General features: G+C 43.0%; 18 protein-coding genes. 8 read left to right on the top strand and 10 right to left on the bottom strand.

The genetic code is table 11. The features are described from left to right. Nucleotides 1–467 precede the first annotated feature (467 nt). Nucleotides 468–650, top strand: a complete 183-nt coding sequence (locus ORI89_RS05325; protein WP_268229404.1) for a hypothetical protein — start codon at nucleotides 468–470, stop codon at nucleotides 648–650. After that, on the top strand, nucleotides 634–1,107 hold the full coding sequence (locus tag ORI89_RS05320) for a DUF5675 family protein (protein WP_268229403.1): 474 nt from the start codon (nucleotides 634–636) through the stop codon (nucleotides 1,105–1,107). Before ORI89_RS05325 ends, ORI89_RS05320 begins: the two co-directional genes overlap by 17 nt. Before the next feature lie 252 nt (nucleotides 1,108–1,359). On the opposite strand, the gene ORI89_RS05315 is transcribed toward ORI89_RS05320, so the two are convergent. Both ORI89_RS05315 and ORI89_RS05310 read right to left on the bottom strand, forming a co-directional pair. Next, nucleotides 1,360–1,635 carry a Txe/YoeB family addiction module toxin gene (locus ORI89_RS05315; protein ID WP_268229402.1) on the bottom strand — a complete coding sequence of 92 codons (276 nt, stop codon included), beginning with the start codon at nucleotides 1,633–1,635 and terminating at the stop codon, nucleotides 1,360–1,362. Then, nucleotides 1,626–1,832, bottom strand: coding sequence for a DUF2683 family protein (locus ORI89_RS05310; protein ID WP_268229401.1), 207 nt, complete (start codon nucleotides 1,830–1,832; stop codon nucleotides 1,626–1,628). The genes ORI89_RS05315 and ORI89_RS05310 overlap by 10 nt, the downstream gene beginning before the upstream one ends. Before the next feature lie 326 nt (nucleotides 1,833–2,158). On the opposite strand from ORI89_RS05310, the gene ORI89_RS05305 reads away from it, so the two are divergent. Further along, nucleotides 2,159–4,027 (top strand): TonB-dependent receptor plug domain-containing protein, encoded by a 1,869-nt coding sequence (locus ORI89_RS05305; protein ID WP_268229400.1) that lies wholly within the window; start codon nucleotides 2,159–2,161, stop codon nucleotides 4,025–4,027. 90 nt (nucleotides 4,028–4,117) lie between these two features. On the opposite strand, the gene ORI89_RS05300 is transcribed toward ORI89_RS05305, so the two are convergent. Beyond that, nucleotides 4,118–6,283, bottom strand: a complete 2,166-nt coding sequence (locus ORI89_RS05300) for a S9 family peptidase (RefSeq protein ID WP_268229399.1) — start codon at nucleotides 6,281–6,283, stop codon at nucleotides 4,118–4,120. Nucleotides 6,284–6,296: 13 nt separating this feature from the next. Next, nucleotides 6,297–7,688, bottom strand: coding sequence for an aminopeptidase P family protein (locus ORI89_RS05295; RefSeq protein ID WP_268229398.1), 1,392 nt, complete (start codon nucleotides 7,686–7,688; stop codon nucleotides 6,297–6,299). A 461-nt stretch (nucleotides 7,689–8,149) separates the two neighbouring features. On the opposite strand from ORI89_RS05295, the gene dnaE reads away from it, so the two are divergent. Together dnaE and trxA are read left to right on the top strand one after the other, a co-directional pair. After that, nucleotides 8,150–12,571, top strand: coding sequence for a DNA polymerase III subunit alpha (gene dnaE, locus ORI89_RS05290; protein ID WP_268229397.1), 4,422 nt, complete (start codon nucleotides 8,150–8,152; stop codon nucleotides 12,569–12,571). Between the two features lie 99 nt (nucleotides 12,572–12,670). Then, nucleotides 12,671–12,991, top strand: coding sequence for a thioredoxin (trxA, locus tag ORI89_RS05285; RefSeq protein WP_268229396.1), 321 nt, complete (start codon nucleotides 12,671–12,673; stop codon nucleotides 12,989–12,991). 69 nt (nucleotides 12,992–13,060) lie between these two features. Here the strand turns inward: trxA and ORI89_RS05280 are convergent, their stop codons facing one another. From ORI89_RS05280 to ORI89_RS05265, 4 genes are all read right to left on the bottom strand, one after another. Further along, the gene (locus ORI89_RS05280) at nucleotides 13,061–14,077 is read right to left on the bottom strand and encodes a WD40/YVTN/BNR-like repeat-containing protein (protein WP_268229395.1); all 1,017 of its coding nucleotides are present in this window, start codon (nucleotides 14,075–14,077) and stop codon (nucleotides 13,061–13,063) included. A gap of 43 nt (nucleotides 14,078–14,120) precedes the next feature. Continuing rightward, nucleotides 14,121–14,762, bottom strand: a complete 642-nt coding sequence (locus ORI89_RS05275) for a hypothetical protein (RefSeq protein WP_268229394.1) — start codon at nucleotides 14,760–14,762, stop codon at nucleotides 14,121–14,123. Nucleotides 14,763–14,819: 57 nt separating this feature from the next. Then, nucleotides 14,820–15,941, bottom strand: coding sequence for a lipid-A-disaccharide synthase (lpxB, locus tag ORI89_RS05270; protein ID WP_268229393.1), 1,122 nt, complete (start codon nucleotides 15,939–15,941; stop codon nucleotides 14,820–14,822). A gap of 253 nt (nucleotides 15,942–16,194) precedes the next feature. Next, nucleotides 16,195–17,559 (bottom strand): porin, encoded by a 1,365-nt coding sequence (locus ORI89_RS05265; protein ID WP_268229392.1) that lies wholly within the window; start codon nucleotides 17,557–17,559, stop codon nucleotides 16,195–16,197. A 141-nt stretch (nucleotides 17,560–17,700) separates the two neighbouring features. On the opposite strand from ORI89_RS05265, the gene dinB reads away from it, so the two are divergent. Beyond that, nucleotides 17,701–18,795, top strand: coding sequence for a DNA polymerase IV (gene dinB, locus ORI89_RS05260; protein ID WP_268229391.1), 1,095 nt, complete (start codon nucleotides 17,701–17,703; stop codon nucleotides 18,793–18,795). 63 nt (nucleotides 18,796–18,858) lie between these two features. Here the strand turns inward: dinB and ORI89_RS05255 are convergent, their stop codons facing one another. Together ORI89_RS05255 and rpoN are read right to left on the bottom strand one after the other, a co-directional pair. Further along, nucleotides 18,859–19,497: an HdeD family acid-resistance protein gene (locus tag ORI89_RS05255; protein WP_268229390.1), complete on the bottom strand. Its 639-nt coding sequence runs from the start codon at nucleotides 19,495–19,497 to the stop codon at nucleotides 18,859–18,861. A 133-nt stretch (nucleotides 19,498–19,630) separates the two neighbouring features. After that, nucleotides 19,631–21,094 (bottom strand): RNA polymerase factor sigma-54, encoded by a 1,464-nt coding sequence (gene rpoN / locus ORI89_RS05250; protein ID WP_268229389.1) that lies wholly within the window; start codon nucleotides 21,092–21,094, stop codon nucleotides 19,631–19,633. Between the two features lie 221 nt (nucleotides 21,095–21,315). On the opposite strand from rpoN, the gene ORI89_RS05245 reads away from it, so the two are divergent. Together ORI89_RS05245 and ORI89_RS05240 are read left to right on the top strand one after the other, a co-directional pair. Further along, nucleotides 21,316–23,640, top strand: a complete 2,325-nt coding sequence (locus tag ORI89_RS05245; RefSeq protein WP_268229388.1) for a penicillin-binding protein 1A — start codon at nucleotides 21,316–21,318, stop codon at nucleotides 23,638–23,640. Nucleotides 23,641–23,686: 46 nt separating this feature from the next. Continuing rightward, nucleotides 23,687–26,830 carry a peptidase MA family metallohydrolase gene (locus ORI89_RS05240; protein ID WP_268229387.1) on the top strand — a complete coding sequence of 1,048 codons (3,144 nt, stop codon included), beginning with the start codon at nucleotides 23,687–23,689 and terminating at the stop codon, nucleotides 26,828–26,830. Nucleotides 26,831–26,842: the final 12 nt, after the last annotated feature.

Below are 26,842 nucleotides of genomic sequence, written 5' to 3'. Positions count from 1 at the left end.
TAGGCTAAAAACATTTGCTAAGTCCTAAACAGCCCGGAGCCGTTTCACTTTTTCGGGCTATTTCTTACGGACTGATCAACCTGTTTTCTTAACGCCTAACCGTCCTAGGCCGATCAGTATGATTATTTAGGGACGTGAGGACGACAAAGTTATGTGGTTAATAAAGAAGGTTATTCATGATTTTGAAAGGGGCCGATCAGTATGACTATTTAGGGACGTGAGGACGACAAAGTTATGTGGTTAATAAAGAGGGTTATTTATGATTCCGAAAGGGGTTATGGCCAGAGGGCTACTTGTTTCCTGCGGAGATTGCGTTGCAATTTTCTCTTGACAGAAAAGAAGCAAACCGACCAAAGGGAGCTCATGGATACCAAAAACGACAAAAAATCCATAAAGGTCAAGGCCTATTTACGATCACTTAATGAAAGGAAAAAATGAAAAATATTCTAAAAAAAATAAGTGCAGCGGTGCAGCTCGTGTTGTTGGCGCCGGTGAAGTTGCCAGGAAAGGCGCTGAATGTGATTAAATATATTGCGCTCGGATTGGGGATATTGGAGAAAATGGCAGATGATGGTACAGCTGAAGAGCCAGGATCGGGTGTGGTGGAGGGTGACGAGCTTGAGGAGAGGGGCAATGAAGCTAAGCGTTAAACGTATCAGGCAGGGGAAGAATAGTACCCTGTCTGAAATTTATATTGACGAGGAGTTTTTTTGTTATGGCTTGGAAGATCTGGTGCGCGACAGGAAGATTAAAGGGTCTACGGCCATTCCAGCAGGGACCTACCACTTGAAGTTGAATACTTATGGGGGGATGAACGCCCGCTATAAGAGACGCTTCCCCGATATACACCGAGGTATGATCGAGCTGATGGACGTGCCCAACTATACGTATATATACATTCATATAGGCAATAACTTTGGGGACACAGCAGGCTGTTTATTGGTGGGCGATAACTACGTCAAGGATGATGATGGTGACTACCTGCTGCTTAAATCGGCCAAAGCGTATAAAAGGCTTTACAAGAAGATGGTAGCAGTGGTAGCCGAAGGAAAAGCTGTTTTAGTGCTGTCAAATATTATAGCGGAGAAAGTGAAAGAAGATGGATAAAGCAAGCTAAGGTATTCAGTATATATGAAACTAAATGAGAGCCGTGCAGGCACGCTAGGCGGCACACTGTGCAGCATCTGGGCTTCGATCACGCTGGGCGACTTATTGCAAACCGTGATTATGGCAGCGCTGGGAACTTTAGTGAGCTATGCGGTGTCGAGCTTGTTAAGGCGGAAAAGGTAGTATGTTTTGGAACAGCCCTCGAGATGATCGGGGGCTGTGTGTTATTTATTTTTGGTAATGTCCTTTTATTTATCTTTGGTAATGTCCTTTGAGTGATTGAATTTCGATAATTATATCATCTTCATTTTCGTAAACTTGGTAAACGAGACGATGTTCTTTATCAATTCTTCGGGACCAAGAGCCTGTAAGTTCATGCTTGAGTGCTTCTGGTTTTCCTATGCCTTCAAATGGCGTATCCATAATGGAAAGCAATAGCTTTTCTATTTTTTTCTGGATGATATGGTTTCCTGATTTTCTCCAGAATTTTAAGTCGTCAACTGCCTGAGGAGTATAGATTAGCTCCATAAATCTTCAATGGCAATTTTTGTCCCTTTACCGTTTTTAACAGCTTCACGGCCTGATTGTATTTTTTTAACAAACTCAGGGTCGTAAGGGCTTGTTTCTGTGCTAGCGGTCTCAAACTTCATTTTAAGAGCTTTAGCAAACGCCTTCAACGCTTCCAATTGCTCTTTGTTATTGGGATGAATTAATAATGATTCCATAATCTCAAATTTACGAATTATTCTATTAATAACTAGGATATTGACTGTTTGATTGTTTTAAAGGTTTAAAAACAATTAGATGTATGGTGTCGTAAATGGGAATTAGGTAGGGGATGAGTACTCCTCAGGCGTTTTGTATAGTGTAGAATGATGTATTTGAAAACCGGACTACCAACAAGATGAAAAGCGGACTACTGTAGTGTTCCGGAAATAGTTCATTTTTGCTGCTGATAAAAAAATACCCGTCGGGTCGCTCGCCCTTAGGAAGAGGGCTATGGGCAGTATAGGTGTTTTTTAGAGGTGATATGAAAAATAAAATTTTAAACATGAATAAGCTATTTTTAATTGGTTGTTTAATGGGCGTTTCGTTCGTAGGCCGAGCACAGACCGGCATTTCGGACACGACTGTCATAGGGGAGATAATGATTGCCGAAAACCGCATGCAGATTCCGTTTAGTAAGCGAAATAGAAATATCCAGATTATTGGGCGGGAAGAGATTGCGAAGATGCCTGTGCAATCTATTAATGAGGTGTTGAGTTATATACCGGGGGTTGATGTTCGGCAAAGGGGAGCTTTTGGTGCGCAGGCAGATATCAGTATTGACGGAGGGTCGTTCGAGCAGGCCTTAATCTTGATTAATGGCGTAAAGGTGTCCGATGTGCAGACGGCGCACCACTCGATGAATATACCCGTAAGCCTGGATGCTATAGAGCGGATAGAGATTTTGAAAGGACCTGCCGCTCGGGTGTATGGCATTAATGCACTGACAGGAGCTATTAATATTATAACGCAGGCAAAGAAAGGTAAGGATGTGTCGGTACGGGTGCAAGCGGGCTCGTCCCTACAGGGGAAGGATGCAGGCGATGGCAGCGGTGTGTATGGAGGTGGAAGCATACAGGCCGTAGCTAATATGGGGACGGAGCGCCTGCAAAATCTAGTAGCTATAGGGGCAAGCAAGTCCAACGGGCAACGCTACAATAGCGGAACGGAAGATATAAAAGGGTTTTATCAAGGTAAATATACGCTGAACGAAGAGAATAGTATCGACCTGATGGGCGGCTATATACATAATGCATTTGGAGCAAATGGTTTTTATGCTGCCCCGGGCGATAAAGAGTCGCATGAGGTTGTGCAGACAGGTATGTTGTCGTTGGGCATGACGAGCCGTTTGGCAAACAGGCTGATATTGAAGCCAAGATTAAGCTATAGGCATAATGAGGATGATTACCGGTATTTCCGCCACGACCTGTCGAAGGCACGCTCTGAGCATAAAACCAATGTGTATGCGGCGGAACTGAACGGCGTGTTGAATACCAAATTAGGGGATGTGGGCCTGGGCCTGGAGTCAAGGTATGAAGAGATAAAAAGCACGAATCTGGGCAATCACGACCGCTATAACCACGGCATGTATGCCGAGTTTAAAACAGAAGCTTTAAACCGCCTGCTCGTGAATGTCGGGACATACCTGAATTACAATACGCAGTATGGCTGGCAGGTGTTTCCGGGTATCGATCTGGGCTATGAACTGACCGAGCATGTGAAAGCCTCGTTGAGTGCGGGCTCGAGTCAACGTATACCGTCGTATACCGATTTATATTTACAGCAGGCCGGTAATATTGGAAACCCCAATCTAAAGTCGGAAAATGCTTGGCAATATGAAGTGGGCCTGCGCTATGAAAAGAAGAAGGTTTATGTGCAGGGGAATGTTTTTTATAGAAATATAACCGATTTTGTAGACTGGATACGCAATGATGAAAATGAGCCTTACCAACCCTTTAATTTTGGGGCAAACAAAATGTTGGGCGCAGGTATTCATCTTGGGCAGCAGTTTGGCATGTCGGATGGCAGCTCGTTTAAGTATGATGTGAGCTATAATTATTTAAAACCAAAGGAAATGAGCTATGCCGAGGATATAAGCTCAAAGTATATTGTGGAGAGCTTAAAGCATCAGTTTTTGTTGAAAGGGATTTATCAGTTGAAAGGCTTCGATTTTACCGCAGGCGGACGCTGGATAAAACGCGAGCTTAATGATCCTTATTTTGTTGCGGATGTGCGGGTGGGCTATCGTGTGTATGGCTGGGATTTTTATGTGGAGGGGACCAACCTGTTGAACGAAACATATAAAGAGGTGGCGGCTGTGTATTTACCAAAAAGGTGGTATATGGTAGGTATGCGCTATCAGTGGGGCAGGTAGAAAGAGACGGGAGCGCTAAGTAATTTCCTGCAGCGGAATACAAAGGGTTTGTTCTGCTGCAGGAAATATGTGTATAATAGCTTTCTGCGTTTACCTTGCGCCCGGAGGGCAATAGGTTTTTAGAAAGTTGGTAAATGTTTTTGCAAGATGGGCAGATGTGCCTTCCCCTTCATTTATGGAGTGGCTACGGTTGGGGTAGGCCATCATTTGGAACGGGATTTCGTGTTTAATGAGTTCGTTGATGTAAACTTCCGCATTTTGGTAGTGTACGTTGTCATCGCCGGTGCCATGAACAATTAAGAGGTTGCCCTTTACATTTCCTGCATAGGTAATGGCCGAACCCTTCAAGAAGTCTTCTTCGTTTTCTTGCGGTAGCCCCATGTAGCGTTCTTGATAAATGTTGTCGTAAAGCAACTGGTTGGTAACAGGAGCGATAGAGATACCGGTTTGGTAGATTTCAGGGTATTGGCCCAATAGGTTTAAGGTGGATGCACCACCGCCCGACCAGCCCCATACAGCGACTCTGCTGGTATCAATAAAACCCCATTTGAAAACTTCTATAGCACCCATAGCTTGGTCGCGAATATTGACCCTACCTATGTTGCGGTAGATGGAGTGGCGCCAGCCAGCTCCTTTAGGGGCCGGTGCTCCTCTGTTTTCTAAAGATACATAGACGTAGCCATCGGCAGGCATGTCGCCTGTATAAAGGAAGTTTTTCCCGGTATTGAAATTGTCGGTTACGGTTTGTGAAGCAGGTTCGCCGTATACGTAGAATACAACAGGGTATTTTTTGCTCGGGTCAAAGTCGATGGGTTTGACCACCCAGCCGTCTAACGTGATCCCGTCCACAGTCGTGACTTGAAAGAACTCGGCATGTGGTTTTGCAGGATCTGCTTCAAAGCTTGATTTGGCAGCCATAAGCTCTTGGTGCTTAGGGAGCGATACGATGGCTCCGCCCTTGTAGCTCTGGACACTGCTGTGGTTGAATATGGCGAGCTTTCCATTCGGTGATATGCGGTAGCTGTTGGTGCCGCTGTAGGCCTCAGGGGTGACACGTGCGGCTTTACCGCCCTTAAAGCTCACTTTATAGAGGTAGCGTTGCGTGGCGTTGTAGGGCGAAGCTGTAAAATAAATAGTTTCCGATGCATTGTCGATATGCGCAATGTTGATGACATCGAAATCATCTTGGCTGATCAGTTTTTCCTTGCCCTGAAGGTCAATGCTGTATATCTGGCGCCAGCCGCTTTTTTCGGATAGCCATATAAATTCTTTACCGTTGTTCATCCAGTCCCAACCGCTGGGGTCGCCGTCGTTCCAACGGGCTTTAATATCGATCCAGGCGTCGCTGTTTTCCTGGTGTATAGTTTTCGATAGGCCTGTGGCTACGTCGGACAGGATAATCTTGCTGCTGTTTTGCTTTCGGTTAAGTTGCTGCAATATGATGGATTTGCTGTCTTTAACCCATTCCATACGGGGTATGTAATGTTGGTCGGCTTCGCCGTCTATTTGTGCGGCTTGCTGTTTTTTAGACGCTAAATCGTAAGTCCAGAGGTAGGTGGCAGAGGGTTTAAGGCCTACTTTTGGGTATTCGACAGGGATCAGGAAGGAATACAGGCTGTCTGTATTGTTGATCATATAAAAATAGCGGGTGTCACGCGCGTCTTGTTTCCAGTAGGCTATTTTTTTACTGTCGGGCGACCAGCGGAAGCCGTCCTGTGTGCCAAATTCTTCTTCATAAACCCAATCGAATGTTCCGTTGATAATTTTGTCGGTTCCGTCGGTCGTGATCTGCGTGATGCTGTTGTCGCTGAGCTGCTCGATGTAGATGTTGTTTTTAGATACATAAGCGAGCCGTTTCCCGTCGGGCGAAAATTTAGCAAACATCAGGCTCGATTCGGGTAGCCCTTGGCCCACTTGTGTTAGTTTTTTAGTGGCCTGCTCATACAGCCAATAGTCGCCTTTTGTGTTTTCCCGCCATACACGTTTGGTGTTGGCAAAAAGGAGTAGGCGCTGCCCGTCGGGCGCTACTTGAAAGCTTTGCACTTCGAGGGCTTTGCTTTTCCCCTCGGGGACAAGGTCTGCTGCGGTAAGAAAGAATTCTTTTTTATCGGGCGACAGGAGGTCGATGACTTCAATTCCTTCTTTCGAAAAATGGTAGTAGGCGTTGCCATCTGCCGTCCATTGTGTTTGCGATTGGGCATGATAACTCGTTAGTATGTAAAATAAAACGAGTGCTAATTTAAATTTAATGTTCATGTTTCGTGTCGTTTTATTTGGAAGAACAATAAGTTTCGATTTCCGCTACTGTTTTGATAAGTTCTGGGCCTAAGAGGCGGTAGCCATTGGCCGTAATTAAGAAGTTGTCTTCGATGCGTATACCGCCAAAATCACGGTATTCTTCCAGCAATTTGTAATTGATGAATTGGGCTAGTTTGTTTTCTTTCTTCCAGATATCGATCAGTTCGGGGATGATATAGATACCCGGTTCGACCGTGACAACAAAGCCTTCTTGTAGTTCTTTGCCCAGACGTAGAGATTTTAATCCAAAGGTTTTGGTGTCTTTAGGTTCCAGTTCGGTGTAGCCTACATATTGCTCGCCGAGGTCTTCCATGTCGTGGACATCGAGCCCCATCATGTGGCCTAAACCACATTGGAAGAAAAGGGTGTGCGCATGCTGCTTAACAGCTTCATCAGCATCGCCTTTCATAAGGCCTACCTGCTGTAATCCTTCAACTAGGGTTTTGCAGGCTAAAAGGTGGATGTCTTTAAATTTTACGCCAGGGGCTAAAGCCTCACGAGCGGTAATAAATGCATTTAAAACGATGTTGTATAACGCTTTTTGCTTGTCGGTGAAACGGCCGGAAACAGGAAATGTACGTGTCAGATCGCCTGCGTAGCCCATAGGGGTTTCTGCGCCCGAATCATTCAACAGAAGGTCGCCGTTGGCAAGCTCGTGCCCTTGATAGGAGTTGTGTAGTATTTCGCCATGTATCGTGACAATGGGCGGATAGGCAAAGCCGCAAGCGTTGCTGCCCGCATGTTGCTGTATAGCGGAAGCTATTTGGTATTCCTTAACGCCGGCTTTTCCTGTGCGCATAGCGAGGAGATGCATTTCGGTAGATACACGCAGGGCTTCTTCAATTTGCTCGATTTCTTGTTCTTCCTTGATTTCGCGCTGAGCGACTACAGCTTTGATAAACTCGACAGAGGGTTGAAGCTGCGAGATGGGGCAAGCCAGAAGCTCGCTTAATAATATTTTATTGACCGACTGGTAGGGCGGAAGGAAATGTACTTTTTGATTTTTAGCCAGTGCCTTCGTGATGTAAGCGCTGAGTTCTTTTTTAGGTAGCACGTCGATGACATCTGCCTTGGAAGCCTTTTCTTTTAAACTTTCCTGTTGACCCATCCAGACGATATCATCGATGCTGAGTTCGTCGCCAAAAAGGATGGTTTTGTTTTCGTCTATATCAATTATGGCGGCCAGCTGTGCATGTTGTATACCAAAATAGTATAGAAAACTGCTGTCTTGACGAAAGGGGTAAACATTGTGTTCAAAATTAATTGGATTTTCAATATTACCTAAAAAAAGTAAAACACCGCTTGACATGCGGTCTTGCAATAAACTTCTTCGCGACTGGTAAGTATGGGCTGAAAACATCATAGTTTGTTATTTGTTTTAGTAATTGTAGGTCTATTATCCGTAAGGTATAGTATCCTAGGTAAAGATTGGTAAAATAAAGGAAAAAAGTTTCACCTATTTTGATTTCTTGCAGACGTATTTTGCTCTGCTGAAAAAAGTAGGGTGCGTAGAAATAGGTGTTTGTGCGCTGTTTTTCTTGAAGAATATTTGTATTTTCATGATCTGATTTAACCAGTTGGTAATTAGTGTGTTTTGTGGTTTTAGCTGTTGTGGAGGGTGATGTGCTTGGCGGGCTGTGTTGGTAGAAAATAAAAGCTAATCGATTTGTAGGTAAAGCTTTAATTTGAATATATGGAAAAGCGCCCGAAAAGCTAAGCATTGCAGGCTTATTTTTATAACTTTGTTTTGGCTATTAGGCGCCGAAATATCGGGCGTAAAATAGTTGGAAAATATTCATTAGGTAGAGAGAAAAGGAGATTAAGATGTATATAGTATTTGATACGGAAACGACAGGTTTACCAAAAAGATGGGATGCGCCGATTACAGATACAGATAATTGGCCGAGATGTATACAGATAGCATGGCAGCTGCATGATGAAATGGGACGGCTTATCGAGCATGAAGATTATTTGATAAAGCCCGATGGGTTTAATATACCTTACGATTCGGAAAAAATTCACGGTATCTCGACCGAACTTGCCGAGCAGGACGGGGTGCCCTTGGTCGATGTAATTCATAAATTTAATGAGGCTTTAGGGAAAGCAAAGTTTGTAGTTGGGCAAAATGTAGGCTTTGATGTCAATATAATGGGCTGTGAGTTTCACCGTTACGGGGTTGATTCGCCAATGGCCGACATGCCTGTATTGGACACCTGTACAGAGGTTACAGCCAATTTATTGCAGCTACCCGGAGGGCGGGGCGGGCGGTTTAAATTGCCAAATTTGACCGAGCTGCACGCTTATTTATTTGGGGTGCCTTTTGCAGAGGCGCATAACGCAACAGCCGACGTGGAGGCAACGACTCGTTGTTTCTTTGAGCTGGTGCGTAGGGAAGTGTTTACACCAGAGGAATTGCAGGTGGACACGGGGTATTTTGTTGACTTTAAGACCGCAAACCCGGGCTTAATAGAGTCTGTAGGTTTAAAGCATATTAACCTAAAGGCGGCATCTGACGCCATTCGGAAGAAAACAAAACCCGAGACCCCGAAAGTGGTTATAGATGCGGACGTGAAACAGGCTTTTGCGGAAGCTGACTTTGCACACTTGCATAACCACTCGCAGTTTTCGGTATTGCAATCGACCATTTCTATTAATGCTTTGGTGGATGCAGCGGCCAAGCAGAATATGGGTGCTGTAGCGCTGACCGACCATGGTAATATGATGGGAGCTTTTCACTTTGTGAGCAAAGCATTAAGCCATAATAAAGGGATAGAAGCGCAAAATGCGGCAGCTGTGGCAAACGGCGAAGAGCCGAAAGGTAGAATTATTAAACCGATTGTGGGGGGCGAGTTTTTCGTATGTGAAGACCGCAAGGACAAGACGAGGAAAGACAACGGTTACCAGGTTGTTTTTTTAGCGAAGAATAAACAGGGCTACCATAACTTGGCTAAAATGTCGTCTATAGCTTATACGGAGGGCTTTTATTATGTGCCACGGATTGATAAGGAAGTCGTAGAGAAGTATAAAGAGAACTTGATTGTGCTGTCGGGGAACTTGCAGGGTGAAGTGCCGAGTAAAGTATTGAATATCGGAGAAGCACAGGCTGAAGAAGCGCTTTTGTGGTGGAAAGAGCAGTTTGCAGATGATTTTTATATAGAGCTGATGCGCCATGGGCAGGAAGATGAAGATCGGGTAAACGTGACCTTGATTGAGCTGGCCCAGAAGCATGATGTGAAGCTGATTGCGACAAACAATACCTACTATGTAAACAAAGGTGATGCCCACGCACACGATATTTTGCTATGTGTGAAAGATGGCGAAAAACTTTCGACACCCAAAGGACGAGGCCGTGGGTTTAGGTTTGGGTTGCCCAATCAGGAGTATTATTTTAAATCTGCCGAGGAGATGAAGAAGCTCTTTGCAGATGTGCCGCAGGCGATTATTAATGTACAGGAGGTTTTAGATAAGATTGATATTTACTCGTTACACCGCGATGTATTGCTTCCAAAATTTGATATTCCGGAAGAGTTTGTTTCTCCGGAGGATGAGGTAGATGGGGGCAAACGTGGGGAGAATGCATTTTTAAGACATTTGACCTATCAAGGGGCGGAGAAAAGATATGAGGAGATAACAGACTCCATTCGTGAACGGCTGGACTTTGAGCTCGATACGATAGAAAGAACTGGCTACCCGGGTTATTTCTTGATTGTGCAGGATTTTATTGCCGCCGCCCGCGATATGAACGTTTCGGTGGGCCCGGGAAGGGGGTCAGCAGCGGGTTCTGCTGTTGCCTATTGTTTGGGGATTACGAATATAGACCCGATACAGTATGATTTGCTTTTTGAGCGTTTCTTGAACCCGGACCGGGTTTCGATGCCCGATATTGATGTGGATTTTGATGATGAAGGACGGGGCAGGGTGATGCAGTATGTGATTGATAAGTATGGTGCCTCGCAGGTGGCGCAGATTATTACATACGGCACGATGGCGGCTAAATCGTCGATAAAAGATACAGCAAGGGTGTTGGACCTACCTTTACAGGATGCGAATGAGATTGCGAAGCTGATACCGAATTTAAAGCTGAATAAGATCTTTGCATTGGATGATAAAGGCTTGAAAGATGTTTTACGATCGGAAGAGCTGGAAGCTGTAAATAGGCTTAAGTCGTTGGCAGATGGCGCAGGGCTAGAAGCCGAGACAATTAAGCAGGCACGTGTATTGGAGGGGTCGATGAGAAATACAGGCGTGCATGCCTGTGGGGTGATTATTACGCCGGATGATATTACCAATTTCGTGCCCGTGTCGTTGGCGAAAGATTCGGAGCTTTTCGTAACCCAGTTTGATAACTCGGTGGTGGAGAGCGCAGGCTTGCTTAAGATGGACTTTCTGGGGCTGAAGACCTTAACGTTAATTAAAGATACGGTTGTGAACGTCAAATTAAGGCATGGCATTGAGCTGGACCCTGACCTTTTTCCTATTGACGATAAATTGACGTACGAGCTGTTCCAGCGCGGAGAGACTATTGGGGTGTTCCAGTACGAGTCGCCGGGCATGCAGAAGCACATGAAGGACTTGAAGCCTACGGTTTTTGCCGATTTGATTGCCATGAACGCATTGTATAGGCCGGGGCCGATGGAGTATATCCCATCGTTTATTAAGCGTAAACACGGAACGGAACCTATTATATACGACTTGGAGGCCTGTGAGGAGTATTTGCAGGAGACGTATGGTATTACGGTCTATCAGGAGCAGGTGATGTTGCTGTCGCAGAAGCTAGCAGGCTTTTCGAAAGGTGATGCGGACGTGTTGCGTAAAGCAATGGGTAAAAAGCAGAAAGCCGTACTGGATGAGATGAAGCCGAAGTTTGTGCAGCAGGCAGCAGAAAAAGGGCATAACCCGAAGGTGCTGGAGAAAATATGGACAGACTGGGAGGCTTTTGCTTCCTATGCTTTTAACAAATCGCACTCGACTTGTTATGCATGGATTGCTTATCAGACAGCATATTTGAAAGCGCATTACCCCGCAGAATATATGGCGGCCGTACTTTCTAATAATATGAATGACATTAAGCAGGTGACGTTCTTTATGGAGGAGTGTAGGCGAATGGGGCTGGAGGTTTTAGGACCGGATGTGAATGAGTCGCATTATAAGTTTACCGTGAATGATACGGGGGCTGTGCGTTTTGGTATGGGTGCCGTGAAAGGCGTTGGCGCAGGGGCAGTGGATACGATCGTGCAGACACGGAAAGAGGGCGGGCCTTACCGTTCGGTCTTTGACATGGCCAAGCGTATTGACTTACGGTCGGCCAATAAAAAGGCGTTTGAGAGTTTGGCTTATGCCGGTGGCTTTGACAGCTTTAAAGATATGCACCGTGCGCAGTACTTTAATGTGGACGAGAATTCTACAGGCCTGGAAAAGGCTATACGTTTTGGCCAGCGATTTAAAGAGAACGAGAATTCGGCGCAGGCAAGTTTGTTTGGCGGGTCGGCAGCGACAGAATTGCCAGAGCCAGTATTGGCGCCTTGTGCACCTTGGGGGCTGATAGAGAAATTGAAGTATGAGCGAGATGTTATCGGTATTTACTTAACGAGCCATCCGCTGGATAATTATAAGTTTGAAATAAAGCATTTTTGCTTTAATAATGTCCGCGACCTGCAGCTGATTAATAAGGTGAAGGCGAACGAAGTGGAGGATGAAGTGCTGATTGATTTTAACCGCATAAAGAATAAGGAGGTGGTAATAGGCGGGATTATAGCAGCCGCAAACCACCGGATCGCTAAATCTGGCAAGCCTTTTGGCTCGTTTATTATTGAAGATTATAGCGACTCGTTTGAGATTATGGTGTTTGGGGAAGACTACGTGAAGTTTAAGGGGTATTTGCAGGAAGGTTTCTTTGTGCAAATTAGAGGATTGGTGCAGGAGCGCTTTAAGCAGGTTGGCAATTGGGGCTTTGAGATGAAGAACATACAGTTGCTTTCGGACTTGCGTGAAAAGATGGCCAAATCATTTACGATAAACTTGCCTTTGCATTTGTTAAATGATCAATTGGTGATGAAAGTACACGAGTTGGTAGAAGCAACGAAGATAGAGGGCGAACAATCAAACTGCCAGTTGAAGTTTAAAATTTTGGATGTGCAAGATGAGCTGGCGATAGAGATGCCTGCTAAGTCGTTGAGGATAAACTTGACAAATGACTTTTTGGATGGGCTGGAAAAACTGGAAGGCATAAATTATAGATTAAATTGATAGCATATAGAAATTTATGAATGGGATATGACTATTATCTATAATCAAATTTTTATCTTTGTATAATTTAGTAGTAGAAAAAATATAAATTTAGATATTATGGCATTAGAAATTACAGATAGCAATTTTGAAGAGCTTGTATTAAAATCGGATAAGCCAGTTTTAATTGATTTTTGGGCAGAGTGGTGTGGACCATGCCGTATGGTAGGGCCAGTGGTTGATGAAATTGCTAAGGAATATGAAAGTAAAGCAGTTGTAGGAAAAGTTAATGTGGATAATAATCCAGAGATTTCTGTAAAATACGGTATACGTAATATACCTGCTTTGTTGTTCTTTAAGAATGGCGAGATCGTAGATAAACAAATTGGTGCAGTGCCAAAGTCAGTATTGGTTGAGAAATTAGATAAACAACTTGCATAATTTTGTGTTTTTAAAAAGTAAAGGGCTTCATCTGATGAAGCCCTTTACTTTTTTACGACCAATTGTAAATTATTTTTTGAATATAATTTTTGCAATATCGCCGTTGCTGCCCGTAAGGAATGCGTGGCGCCCCGATTTGGATAGAGCAATGCTGTTATAGCTTGCGGTAGAAATAGTGTTCCAGTTTTTACCCCCATCGCTGGAGATATCGGTGCCGGATGTGCCTGTAGCGATAAGCAGATCGGCTGTGATATATTTGACAGCAGAGCGGAAGCCTCCCGTGGAAGTGGTAGGGGCAATCCAGTTTTCGCCGCCATCGTACGTTAGTAAAACTACGTTTGACTTGTTTTGATCGTCCATATAGTCGCCGCCTACAGCGATTCCGGTTTTATCATTGATAAAATCGATGGAGAAAATACCCTGGCTTGGTTGGCCTTGAAGGATGGGGCAATGAAATTTCTCCATATAGAGCGTTTTTTCATTCCTTCTGAAGATGCTGGCGGTGCTGCCACCTGTACCTAGCCAAACATTGTTGTTTAGGTATAACACAGAGCTTCCGCTGGCAGCAAAAGCAGCTTCACCTTCGTCGGCAAAGAAGAACATGAAATTGCTGACATCTTTCCAGGTTTTTCCTTTATCTCGGGTTTGTAGTTGCTGAAATAGGCCGTCGATAGGATCGCCTAGCACAAAGCCTTCTTTACCTTTGAAGTCCATGCCGTCAAAAAAAATAGCAGGGCTTTCGTCTCGGTATACCTCTGTCCAGCTTTGGCCGCCATTGGCTGTGCGCAGAATAATGGCTGGCGAGCCTGCACTGAGTAGCAGCGCTTCTTTGTCGTTAAAAACTTCAATGTCCCGGAAGTCAAACTCTTCATAGCCTACAGGAGAAACCCAAGACCATGTGGTGCCCCCATCTAACGATTTTCCGACGGTGCCTTTATTTCCGCTGACCCATACCGCATGATTTTTATAGGTAGCAATTCCTCTAAAACTTATACCTTCTTTCTCGGTCAGTTTAATGATTTCTTGGCTTTTACCTCCTAGGGGAATAAGTGTGATGAGAAATAACAAGAAATAAAGCTGCTTCATAGGGCTGTGTTAAAAATGTTAAGGGGTATATAAAATATGAATATTATTTACTTTTTATGGTTGATTTGCCTTCTTTGCCGTAAGAACCCGAGTAGATCTGTCCTTGTGGTAGGCCACGTAGACCGCCTGGTGATATCGCAATACGCGAGTAGATTTGGCTCAGATCGGAAGTAGGGTTTGTGGTGCGTCCGCCGGCAGAAACATCAATGTATAAGTAGTTTTTTCCTTTTCGGTTTTCAGACTGTGGCTGTATGCCTTGGCTGTCGTACGTGAGGTTGACGATGCCGCCATCACCGTTAGGGAAAGTTTTGGTTCCATTCATGGCATCGATGCCACGTGCTATGATGTAGAGCGAGCCCAGTTTGTTGAAATTGATGTCAATATCAAAGTTGGTGGCATTGTTTTGAGCAGCCACACCATTGATAAACGCTCTGTTGCCAATTTCTGCATAACCTACCGTTAGTTTTATATCTTTCTTGCCAAAGAACTGTAGCGAAGAACGATCGCGCATAATTAAGGTGTCTATATGAATAGTCATGGTCGAATCACCTTTATTGAAGGTCTTTTTTTCCTTTTTGTTGAGTACAAGTTTTTCAATTTTTAAATCTTGTGCTTTAATCATTGAAAAAGGCAATAGTGCGAAGACTAGTAGTACTAAATAGTTGTTGATGCGTGGATATTTCATAATGCTCAAATTTTAACTGTTTATAATTTAGAATACAATGTCTTGCAAAAGGTTTAATTAAAACGTATTATTTTTACTATAGCCAACAATGAGTTTGGCTGCTCTTTCAGATGCGCCGGGCTCGCCTAATTTTTCGGCAAGCAGTTCGTAGTTTTCTAAGACACTCGCACGGTGGTCTTTGTCGTTGAGGAGTAGCGCTAGCTCGTCGGCGATGCTGCGGGTGGTGCAGTCGTCTTGTATTAACTCGCGGACAGAGAGAAAATTATTGATAAGATTGACCAACGAGATGAACTGGACTTTAATGACAGCACGGGCAATGAGTATACTTATTTTATTGGCCCGATAAACGACTACCTGTGGTATTTTAAGGATACCGGCTTCTAAGGTGGCTGTACCACTGGTGACAACGGCAGCTTCGGATTGCTTTAGGAGGTCGTAGGTTTGATTAAAAACAACGGGAATAGGCAGGTCGCCCGTGTATTTTTTGTAATGATCTGCCGAGAAGTTGGGCGCACCGGCAATAACGAGCTGATGGGCCGGGAAAAGATAAAACAGATTGACCATCTCGGGCAGGATCTTTTCGATTTCCATTTGTCGGCTCCCCGGAAGGAGTGCAATGATGGGCCGGTCGGGAAGTTTATTGTCCTGCTTGAAATTGTCGTTAAACGAGTAGGCCGATATCGCATCGAGCAGCGGGTTGCCGATGTAGTCGACCTCGTAGTTGAAGCTTTTGTAAAAGTCGACTTCAAAGGGGAGTATGCAGAACATGTGGTCGACCAGTCTTTTTATTTTATGAACCCGCCCTTGATTCCATGCCCATATTTTTGGAGAGATGTAGTAATAGACTTTTAAACCTAGTTTTTTGGCGTAGGCAGCAACTTTTAAATTGAAGCCCGGGAAGTCTATTAATATAAGGGTGTCGGGGCTTTTTTGTGCTAAATCGGCCTTGACTGTTGCGAGGTTTTTTCGGATCGTGTTTAAGTTTTTTAATACTTCTATAAAGCCCATAAAAGCCATTTGAGAGGTGTGGATTAACGGCTTTGCTTCTGCCGCAGCAGACATGAGATCGCCGCCCACGATATCAAAAGTTGCTTCGGGGTCGTGTTTTTTAATCGATTTGATAAGGTTTGCGCCATGTAGGTCGCCTGAAGTTTCGCCAGCTATAAGGTAATATTTCATGCTAATTGTCTATCGATAAAAAATAAAACGAATAGGCAGGCTCTTGGGAAGCTTGCTTATTGTGGCTTTATTTACGTTTGTAAAGTTACTTATAAGTTATCATCTATTCAATGATGCAGAGAAGAGAGCGTTTGCATAAAGGGCGGGGCGCAAAAAAGAATGTCCACCGGGTTTTGACGCACGGTGGACATTGTATAATGACGAGGTCTGATCGTAGACGCTCGGCAACCTTGTGTAAAAGCTTGACTTAAACTTATATACCCAGCTCTATTTGAAAAGTGCCGCCCCAAGCGTTTCTGCTGTGGTTGTTGCTGAAATCGCCTTCTTTGACGGTGTAGTTGGCGTTTAACTGAAACTTTAAGCGATGGGCTTTCATGTATTTGGTTAAGCCGAGTTCTATAATATCAAGTTGCGCTTCGACAGCTTTTAGCTGCTCGTGGGGTTTTATGTAGGTGTATCGACCTGCAATTTCATAGCCTTTATTGAGTAGGTAGGATGATTGTTGGTTTAATCCCCAGCCTTTCATTGCGTGAATATCTTCGGGCTTATCTCCAATTGTTTTATTAAATGGGTCGTCTACATCACGACGCATGTATTCGGCCTGGTAGGCAAAACCACGGTATTTGAAAATAGCATCTAAAAAGGTGGTTTTTAAGGTAAAGGGATTGGCGACAAATTTTCCTGTCTGCCCGCCCTGACGGGTGGTACGGTCGTTGTAGCTGTAGCCACCACCGATAGATAGTTTTGGAGTTTCTTCAAATTCAAGGTCGCCCTCGGAGTAGTCTCCGTCGTTTTTGAAATCGCCTAAAGGTAAAAACTCTAAACGGCCCGTGTAGGCGAAGCCGTCGTCCGTGGTGACTGCCACGCGCCCTTCACCGGTAGAGATAGCAGCTTTAGCGTTAATTGGCATATTGCCCAGACGCTTGGTGTAGTGCAAAGTCAAACCAAAATCACGGTCTATATTGAAATTGGAGTTGACGATAGAGCGTTCTGCAAATTGTTGCGAACCGGATGAGGTAACACGCTGTCTGTTGCCCGGTAGTTTATTCTGGCCGAATGACACGTAGAAGTCATCGGTGAAGTTGTAGAAGATAACAGCATCACGCACGATGTTGGCAACACCGGTGTCGTCAAAATCTTGATCGCCACGGGTGAATGCAAGCTGTACGGAGTATGATATTTTTGGACTATAAATGTAGCCGTCCATCCGCAGGCGAAGTCGGCGTATTCTTGCTTCAACAGAGTTGTTGCTGGTGCCGTCTAAAACATTATTAAATTTAAGACGGTTTTGCATACGGAACCGAAAGTTGGTGTAGAATAGGGAGTCGGGGCTTGTGTATTGTATACCTTTAAAATTTAAGATAGTTGCCCTATCATCCCGTTCTTGCGCTTTCGTTTCTTGAAGAAAGCCGAATGTGATGCATAGTCCTAAAAATAAAAACGACGCTTTTAGTTTCATATAATATATTATTTGTTTCAAGAGCTCGCAAGCTCGGTTTGTTTTTTTACGATTTCGAAAGTTTACTAGTGTGTTTGTTTGCCCCCTTATGTAATGTGTTTTATAAAAGAGGCTGTCTATGTAATATGTTGATATATACTGCTTTTTGCATTTTACCATTTGCATAAGGCAGACCATACAATTGCGAGCTGTAGGTAGCCGCAAATATAATACTATTGCACTTACTTTAGTATAAGTAAACAGATATTTTGTTATAGCTTAAAAAACAATTAATTTTAATTTTTCATTGTTTTCATTTAGATGAGGAGTGTGGTGCAAGAAGCTACGAGAAAAATTATACATATTGATATGGATGCTTTTTATGCTTCTGTAGAACAGCGTGATTTTTTGATGTTTAGGGGGAAGCCATTGGCAGTGGGGGGAGCACCGGATGGCAGAGGCGTGGTGGCGACGGCAAGTTATGAAGCTAGGAAGTTTGGGGTAAAGTCGGCCATGTCTTCAAGAGAGGCCTTACAGCGTTGCCCGGATTTGATTTTTACAAAACCCAGATTTGAAGTCTATAAAGAAGTGTCGAGCCAAATACGGGCCATATTTGCTAGGTATACAGATTTGATAGAACCGCTGTCGCTGGATGAAGCATACCTCGATGTGACAAATGATAAAAAGGGAATAGGCTCGGCCTTAGATATAGCGCGCGAAATTAAGAAAGCTATACAGGATGAGCTGCAACTGACAGCTTCTGCAGGCGTGTCGGTGAATAAGTTTATTGCTAAGATCGCTTCAGATTATAATAAACCGGATGGATTGACTTTTATAGGACCTTCGAAAATTGTTTCTTTTTTGGAAAAACTACCGATCGAAAAATTTCACGGCGTAGGAAAGGTGACCGCTGAAAAGATGAAGGGCATGGGGATTCATTACGGCATTGATCTGAAAAAAGTGGAAGAGGCCGTTCTGATTCGTAAATTTGGTAAAACGGGTAAGTTTTTCTACCACATGGTGAGAGGAGAAGATAATAGGCCGGTAAAACCGAACAGGGTGAGTAAGAGCATAGGTATTGAAGATACGTTTTCGACCGATATTAAAGATATTAAAGAGATAAAGAGTGAGTTGTTGGCACTTTGTGTGGCATTGGAAAAAAGAGTGCTGAGCAAAGCAAAACAGGGAAGGACAGTAACGATAAAGATTAAGTTTTCAGACTTTACGCAAATAACACGTAGTAAAACGCTGGAACATTATATTAGTAAAGCGGAAGATATAGGCGCGGTGGTGGAAGAACTGCTAGAGAAGGTGAGTATAGAAGATACGAAAGTTAGGTTGCTGGGCGTTACACTGTCGAACTTTTATGAGGCAGATGTAGAGCGGTTTATAGGCATGCAGTTGAAGCTATTTTAAAACATAATGTCGACCAGTTGACCGACATTATGTTTAGCTATTATCGATTAAGATCGGGGGATCTTAATTGTCGATACTTTTGTAATATTCTTGTTTAAGGTCTTCAAATTTTTGTTTCCACTCTTTAGATAATTTTGAAGAGAAAGTTTTTATCTTTTTCAACTGGAAGGCAAAAACACACGAAGCAACGCCGATACTTATAATTGCCATACCCGTCCATATAACTAATGATAAACCTGCAAAAATAGGGTTCCAGATTAAGATAAAGCTAAAAATGATACCCAATATAGCAAAGGCTAAGACCCAGCCCCAGTTTTTTACTTTGTAGTCTTTTAGCTCGATAGAGAAAGCCGTAAGCTGGAAAGATTTGAATAAACTGTAAAAACCAACGACAAAGGGTAAAGTGGTAATAGAAATCGCTGGATTAGCAAACAGTATAAAACCTAACAAGGTGTATAAAATACCACCCGTTAAATGCCAGCCCCAACCATCCAGGTCTTTTTTATTGCTTAAAGCAAATACAATCTCCATAATACCTGAAATAAGAAAATACCAGGTAAACATGAAAGATAGCGCTAAATAGGAAGCAGCAGGAGAGCGCAGGGTATATATTCCCAATATAATAAGCAGGATGCCTATAATTAAAGGCATATACCAGTTTTTTACAGTAGACTTTATTGTCTTTAAATAATTTGTAGCCATATGTTATTATATTTATTATACGTTATTTTGATTAATTTATATACAAATATAATGGATATATGTTTTGTAGAAAATGAGTTAAGTCACTTAACGGACTGCGGTTTTCTGCAAACCGTTAAGGCTTTTATCTTTATTAAAGCTCTTTTCTAAGGCGGGCTACCGGAATATTCATGGCTTCTCTGTATTTTGAAACGGTGCGCCTTGCAATACTGTATCCTTTTTCTTTTAATATTTCTGCTAGCTTTTCGTCGGGTAGCGGTTTTTTCTTGTCCTCATTTGCTATGCACTCTTCCAAAATACTTTTGACTTCGATGTTGGAGACTTCTTCGCCAGAATCGGTGATGATGGCTTCTGAGAAAAAAGATTTTAATAAAAAAGTGCCAAACTCTGTTTGTACATATTTTGAGTTTGCTACCCGGGATACAGTAGAGATATCCATATCAATTTGGTCGGCTATGTCTTTTAAGATCATGGGCTTAAGAAGTCGCTCATCGCCTGTTAAAAAAAAGTCGTATTGATATTCCATGATGGCGTTCATGGTTTTGAGTAGCGTTTGTTGTCGCTGTTTAATAGCATCGATGAACCATTTAGCAGCATCGAGCTTCTGTTTGACAAACTGCACGGCTTCTTTCATTTTCTTATCGTTTTTTTCAGCCTTTTCATAATGCTGAAACATTTCTTGATAAGAACGGGAGACGCGCAATTCGGGAGCATTTCTTCCGTTTAAGGTAAGGTGTAGTGTGCCGTCGTTATTTGAGATGTGAAAATCTGGAATAACATGCAGTTGCTTGCCGGCTACCGCACCGGAGTTGCCCGGTTTGGGGTTTAATTTTAAAATTTCGTTATGAATGAGTTTCAACTCTTCCGAGTCGATATTCAATTGTTTCTCGATTTTACTGTAATGTTTTTTGGTGTATTCTTCCAGATAATCTTTGACAATTGTTTTGGCCGCTTTGATGGTAGGATTATTAGAATCCTTTCTATTTAGTTGGATTAAAAGGCATTCTTGAAGACTTCTAGCACCAATGCCGGCAGGCTCAAAATCTTGAATGACCGATAAGATAGCTTCAACTCGTTCTTCTTCGACTATAATGTTCTGAGAAAACGCAAGATCGTCTATCAGCGATATAATGGGGCGACGGAGGTAGCCATCGTCGTCTAGACTGCCAATGATTTGCATGCCTATGAGGTAGTCGATATCGCCCAAGGCTAATAGATCAAGCTGGTTTTGTAGCGACTCGAAAAAAGAATCTTCGATAGCAATGGGCATTTCTTTGCGATCTTCTTCGTCGTCACTAGAGTATTGCTGAGAATAGTCTTTGAAATCGTCCTCTTGAATGTATTCGTCGATGTTAAACTCGTCCTCATAATCGCTTTGCTCATCTTCGTAGGTCTCGTCGGGGTCGCGATCAGGATATTCTTCAACAGGATCAGCCATTGTAGTTAAACTTTCATCTTCCAGAGCCGGGTTTTCTTCGAGTTCTTCTTTAATACGGGCATCTAAAGATACCGTCGGAACCTGAAGCAGTTTAATAAACTGAATCTGTTGAGGGGATAACTTTTGTAATAACTTTTGTTGTAGCGTTTGTTTTAACATCTCTAATATTAGATAGTATGAGCGTAAAATTAATGAAATATCTTTGGAATATGAATATTGTTTTGAGAAATAATAATGTTTAGGTATAATTTTTGCTGTTGGGAGTTTTTTGTGAAATTAAAAATTGACAGGCAATGTTAATTTAAGTTAAAAAATCGGTTAAGATTGTTTTTTTGCCTCCAGATGCATTTTTTTTAGAAAACAATATTCATCTTTACATTATGTTTAAACGTATTAAAAGTAAGCTTCTAAGAAGGTTTTTACAATTTCTTATTGTAACTATATACTTGATACTTGTGTTGATTTGTGCTGTGCAAATAAACTTTCTAGGTTTGTTTGGCTATTCGCCTACAAAGAAAGATATCGTGATGCCAACTCTTCATATTTCGTCGGAATTGTACACAGCAGATTCGGTGCTTATTGGGCGTTATTTTCAAGAAGATAGAGATCCTGTGGTGTATGATAGCATTTCGAGCAATGTGATTCATGCGTTGATAGCAACAGAGGATGTACGTTTTTATAAGCATAAGGGGGTGGATATTATTGGTGTGTTTTCGGGCGCTTTGTCTACCTTGAAGGGTGATAAGAGAGGTGGGAGCACAATAACACAACAGCTCGCTAAAAATTTATACAGAACACGCTATGCAAAATCGCAGGGGTTGTTGGGGCGTGTGCCGGGTGTGAATATGCTGGTGACAAAGTTTAAGGAGTGGATGACGGCTTATAAACTGGAGAGTAGGTATAGTAAGAAAGATATTATTACGATGTATTTAAACACGGTTTCTTTTAGTAATAATGCTTATGGAATAAAATCAGCCGCTGTTAGGTATTTTAATAAAACGCCAGATGCGCTGACAGCCACGGAAGCGGCTGTTCTGGTAGGTATGCTGAAAGGAACGACACTGTATAACCCGATTCGTAACCCGGAGAATGCGCTTATTAGACGGAACGTTGTTTTGGCGCAAATGTTAAAAGAGAAGTATTTGACAGAAGGTGAATATACGGATATGGCTAAGGAGCCTCTTGTTTTGAATTTGAATAATACGGATAATGTTAGTAGTAATGACTCATATCTTCGCTCGGCCGTGGAAAAGTGGCTGGCAAGCTGGAGCGAAGAGCATGATATAGATATATATACAGCCGGACTAAAGATATATACGACGATAAATTCTAAAATGCAGCATTTGGCAGAAGAAGCTGTGGCTGGCCAAATGAAGGAGTTGCAAAGACGCTTGGAGAATACATGGGAAGGTAAAGAGCCGTGGCGAGATAAAAGCGGAAATGTGATCCCCGAGTTTTTAGAAGATAAGGCACGGAAATTACCGATTTATAAATCGTTGCTCGAAGAGCTGAAAGAGGAGGCTCTTGTTTTTGAGAGAATGCGGATGCCTAAAAAAATGAAAGTCTTTACCTGGAGCGGAGATAAGGAAGTGGAGATGTCAACGATGGATTCGTTGAAGCATTACCTGATGATGTTGAACACGGGGATGATGGCTATGGACCCGTATTCGGGAGAAATTAAAGTGTGGATCGGGGGTATTAACCACCAACATTATAAGTTTGATCATGTAAATCAAGCAAAGCGTCAAGCAGGATCTACATTTAAGCCTTTTGCATATTTGGCGGCATTGGAAAAAGGTATGAGCCCCTGTGATATTTATACAGATAAACCCGTGCGGATAGATTTTGTGAATAAGAAAGGTGAAAAGGAAGTCTGGGAACCGAAAAATGCAGATTGGACATTTTCTTATCGGGATATGTCTCTGCGTTGGGCGATGGCGCGTTCGTTGAATACGATTACCGCACAGATTACGCGTGATGTGGGTTGGGATAAGGTGGCGGAGACAGCAGGTCGTTGTGGTATTGAGAGTGCGCTGGAGGCAGTGCCGTCTGTCGGGTTGGGCTCTAATGATGTTTCTGTTTTTGAGATGGTGAAAGCTTACGCCACGTTTATGAATAGTGGAAAGCGTACCGAGCCAATTTTAGTGGCTAAGATATACGATAACCATGGCAACCTGTTGAAGAGTTTTGAAGCTAAACAGGAGCAGGTAGTAGACCCCGAAAATGCTTGGTTGATGACGCATATGCTTCGGGGGACAATAGAAGAGCCGGGAGGAACATCGCAAGCGTTGTGGGAGTGGGATGTTTTTAAGAATGGTAATCAAATTGGAGGGAAAACAGGGACGTCTTCTGATTATGTGGATGGTTGGTTTATGGGGGTGACAAAAGATTTAGTTACAGGTGTTTGGGTGGGTGTAGATGAACAAAGTATACACTTTAAAAACTCCCAGACGGGTGAAGGGTCGAAGACTGCGCTCCCAATCTATGGGCGCTTTATGGAGGAGGTTTATAAAGCGAAAGAGTTGGGTGTTTCGGAAGGGAAATTCCCAGAACCAACCGTGCCGATAATGAAGAAGTATAACTGCCCGAGTCCGCGAATTGTGGAGCTTGCACCCGCTGATAGCGTGGGGGTGTCGGACAGTACTATAAATATTCAAAAGATTAAATTGCCGCAAGCACCAGAAATTCTTGATGTAGAAATTTAATAATCAGTTTATAAATTGTTATTTTTAGCAACGCTAATCTTTAATTATGGATAAAGGGTTTATGTTATTTCCTGCAATCAGAAGTGTTATTGTAGTGTTTGTTTTGTTTTTTGTGGTTCCGAATATGGCGCTGGGCCAGTATTTTGGGCAAAACAAAATGAGGTATAAGAAGCTTAAATTTGAAGTTAATGCTACGCCGCACTTTGAACTGTACAGTTACTTGAAAAATGATAGTTTGGTTAATTGGCTGGCTAAAGAAGCTGAGGTGTGGTATGGCATGCACCAGCAGGTTTTTCAAGATACTTTTCTCAGAAAAAATCCTATAATTATTTATAATAACCACCCGGAGTTTCAGCAGACTTCTACAATTACAGGTGAAATATCGGTAGGTACGGGTGGGGTTACTGAAGCTTTTAAACAGCGGGTGGTGATGCCGGTGATGCAGATTAATCAGCAAACTCGGCATGTTCTGGGGCATGAGTTGGTGCACGCGTTTCAGTACCGCATGCTGATGGAGGGGAAGGATACGACGCGTTTGGAAAGTGTGGCTAATATTCCGCTATGGATGGTGGAGGGGATGGCAGAATATCTTTCTATAGGAAAAAAAGATGCATTTACAGCGATGTGGATGCGCGATGCTTATGCGCGGCAAGATTTGCCTTCCTTGAAGCAGCTTACAGAACAGTCTTATAATTATTTTCCTTATCGCTATGGTCAGGCTTTTTGGGCTTATGTGGGTGCTACGTATGGCGATACTGTTATTATGCCTTTATTTATGGAGACGGCAAAGTATGGCTACGAGATGGGGATGCGAAGGGTGTTTGGGTATGATGCGCAAACGATGTCTACGCTGTGGAGAAATAGCATGGAGAATAGTTTTAAGAACTTAAACAAGGATACGGTATCTCGACCTATAGGGGAAGCGCTGATAACGAGTAGAAATGGCGGACGTATGAATGTGGCGCCTGCTATTTCGCCGGACGGAAAGCTGCTTGCTTTTATGTCGGAGAAAGACTTGTTTGGGATTGATCTTTTTCTTGCCGATGCTAGGACGGGAGAAATAGTGAGGAAATTGGGCAGCCGTACAACAAATGCAGATATTGATGAGTTTAGTTACCTGGAGTCGGCCGGGGATTTTTCGGCTGATAGTAAATATTTTGCCTTTAGCGTTTTTAGTGAAGGTAAAAATAAGCTCATGATTATTGATGTAGCTACAGGACGGACCGTTGCCATTGAGGCTATGGGGGATATTGTGGAGTTTACGAATATAAACTTTGCCCCTGACGGCGAACATGTCGCTTTTTCGGGCTTGCGCGAAGGGCAGAGTGATATTTATCTGTTTAATTTTAAGAGTAAGAAACTGACACAGCTGACAAACGACAGGTATTCTGATTTTCAGCCTAGTTTTTCGCCGGATGGGAAGCATATTGTTTTTAGTACAGATAGGGTCGCTTATAAGGGAGAGAGTTTAGCTGTGGATATTCCGATGGGCCTAGCTACAATAGATGTGGAGACAAGGGAGGTGACTACCATTCCTGTTTTTCCGGGAGCGAATAATTTGAATCCGCATTATTCAGGAGATGGTAGTTATATTTATTTTCTGTCTAATGGAGATGGGTATAGAAATATGTTCCGCTATTCTGTAAAGACATCCGTCGTGGAGCGAATGACCGATTATTTTACAGGTATAAGTGGTATTACGGAGTATTCGCCAGCGATGAGCATATCGCAGAATGACGAGATTGTTTACTCTTATTTTAAAGGCAATCATTACAGTATTTATAAAGCGAAGGCGTCGGAGTTTGAGGCAGAGGTTTATGATGCAGGAACGGTAGATTTTACGGCTGCTATGTTGCCTCCGAATGAAAATAGAGGGGTGAATGTGGTGAACACCAACTTGCAGAACTTTAATGCCTATAGGCGGATAACCAATGAGCAGATCAATCCGATTCCGTACCGATCTAAGTTTAAGTTGGATTATATTGCTAATTCGGGCGTGGGGATGACGGTAGGATCACGGTACGGGGCTGGAATGTCAGGAGGAGTGTTTGGAATATTCTCAGACATTTTAGGCTACAATCAGATTTATACTACGCTGAATGTGAATGGTGAGATTTATGATTTTGGTGGACAGGTGGCCTATATTAATCAGAAAGGGCGCTGGAACTGGGGAGGGGCGCTGTCGCATATTCCTTATTTGTCGGCTTTTAGTATTTATGACTATAGGGATATAACGGGGCAAGGAAAGGAGTATGTGATGGATACTTATTTGATAAGGTCTTTCCAGCAGCAGGCTGAAGGTTTTTTGGCCTACCCTTTTAACAAACATCATCGTTATGAGGTAGGGGCGGCATTGGCTCGGTATAGTTATAGGGTAGACAGGTGGTCGCAGGGCTATTCGTCTTATTATTCAACAAAAGAGAAGATATCGAATACGGAAGCATCGCAGATGTTAGGGACGAATTTGAATTCGTTTTTTATTCAGCAGGTGAATACGGGCTTTGTGGGCGACAAATCTATTACAGGTATGACCGCACCATTAGAAGGATACCGCTACCGCTTAGGAGTGGAGCAGTATTTTGGCGATTATAGTTTGACGGCTTTTAATGTGGACTTACGAAAGTATTTTAGGTTTAAACCAGTAACGCTGGCTTTTAGGGCGTACTCTTATATGCGTACAGGTAAGGATGATGATAAACTTTATAGTTTGTATATCGGCTATCCTTATTTGATAAGAGGCTATGAAAGTTCTTCTAGTGAGAATATCGGCGGAGTGACGATTAGTGATTTGATGGGCTCTCGAATGGCGGTGGGAAATGTGGAATTGCGCTTGCCGTTTACAGGGCCAGAAAAGCTGGCGGCTTTAAAGTCTAATTTTTTGTTTACAGACTTGAATTTATTTTTTGATGCGGGCTTAGCATGGAGTAAAGGGAGCAAAATTGTGAGTAATGCTGATAAAAAACCGTTGGTTCAGCAGCTGGATCAGCAAGGTAACCCTATGATGGGACCGGATGGGCAACCTTTAATGGTGCCCGATCGTAATTATAAAGTGCCGGTTTTTAGTGCAGGCGTGTCATTACGGATCAATTTATTTGGCGCTATGATATTGGAGCCTTACTATGCAGTACCGTTTGTGAAGTCGCGCGATAAATTTGGGACATTTGGATTGAACTTTACACCAGGCTGGTAATAAGAAAACTGG

Source organism: Sphingobacterium sp. UT-1RO-CII-1 (assembly GCF_026711005.1).
Classification (GTDB): domain Bacteria; phylum Bacteroidota; class Bacteroidia; order Sphingobacteriales; family Sphingobacteriaceae; genus Sphingobacterium.
The sequence above is the reverse complement of the archived record's forward strand: the minus strand, read 5'-3'. Positions and strand labels throughout refer to the sequence as shown.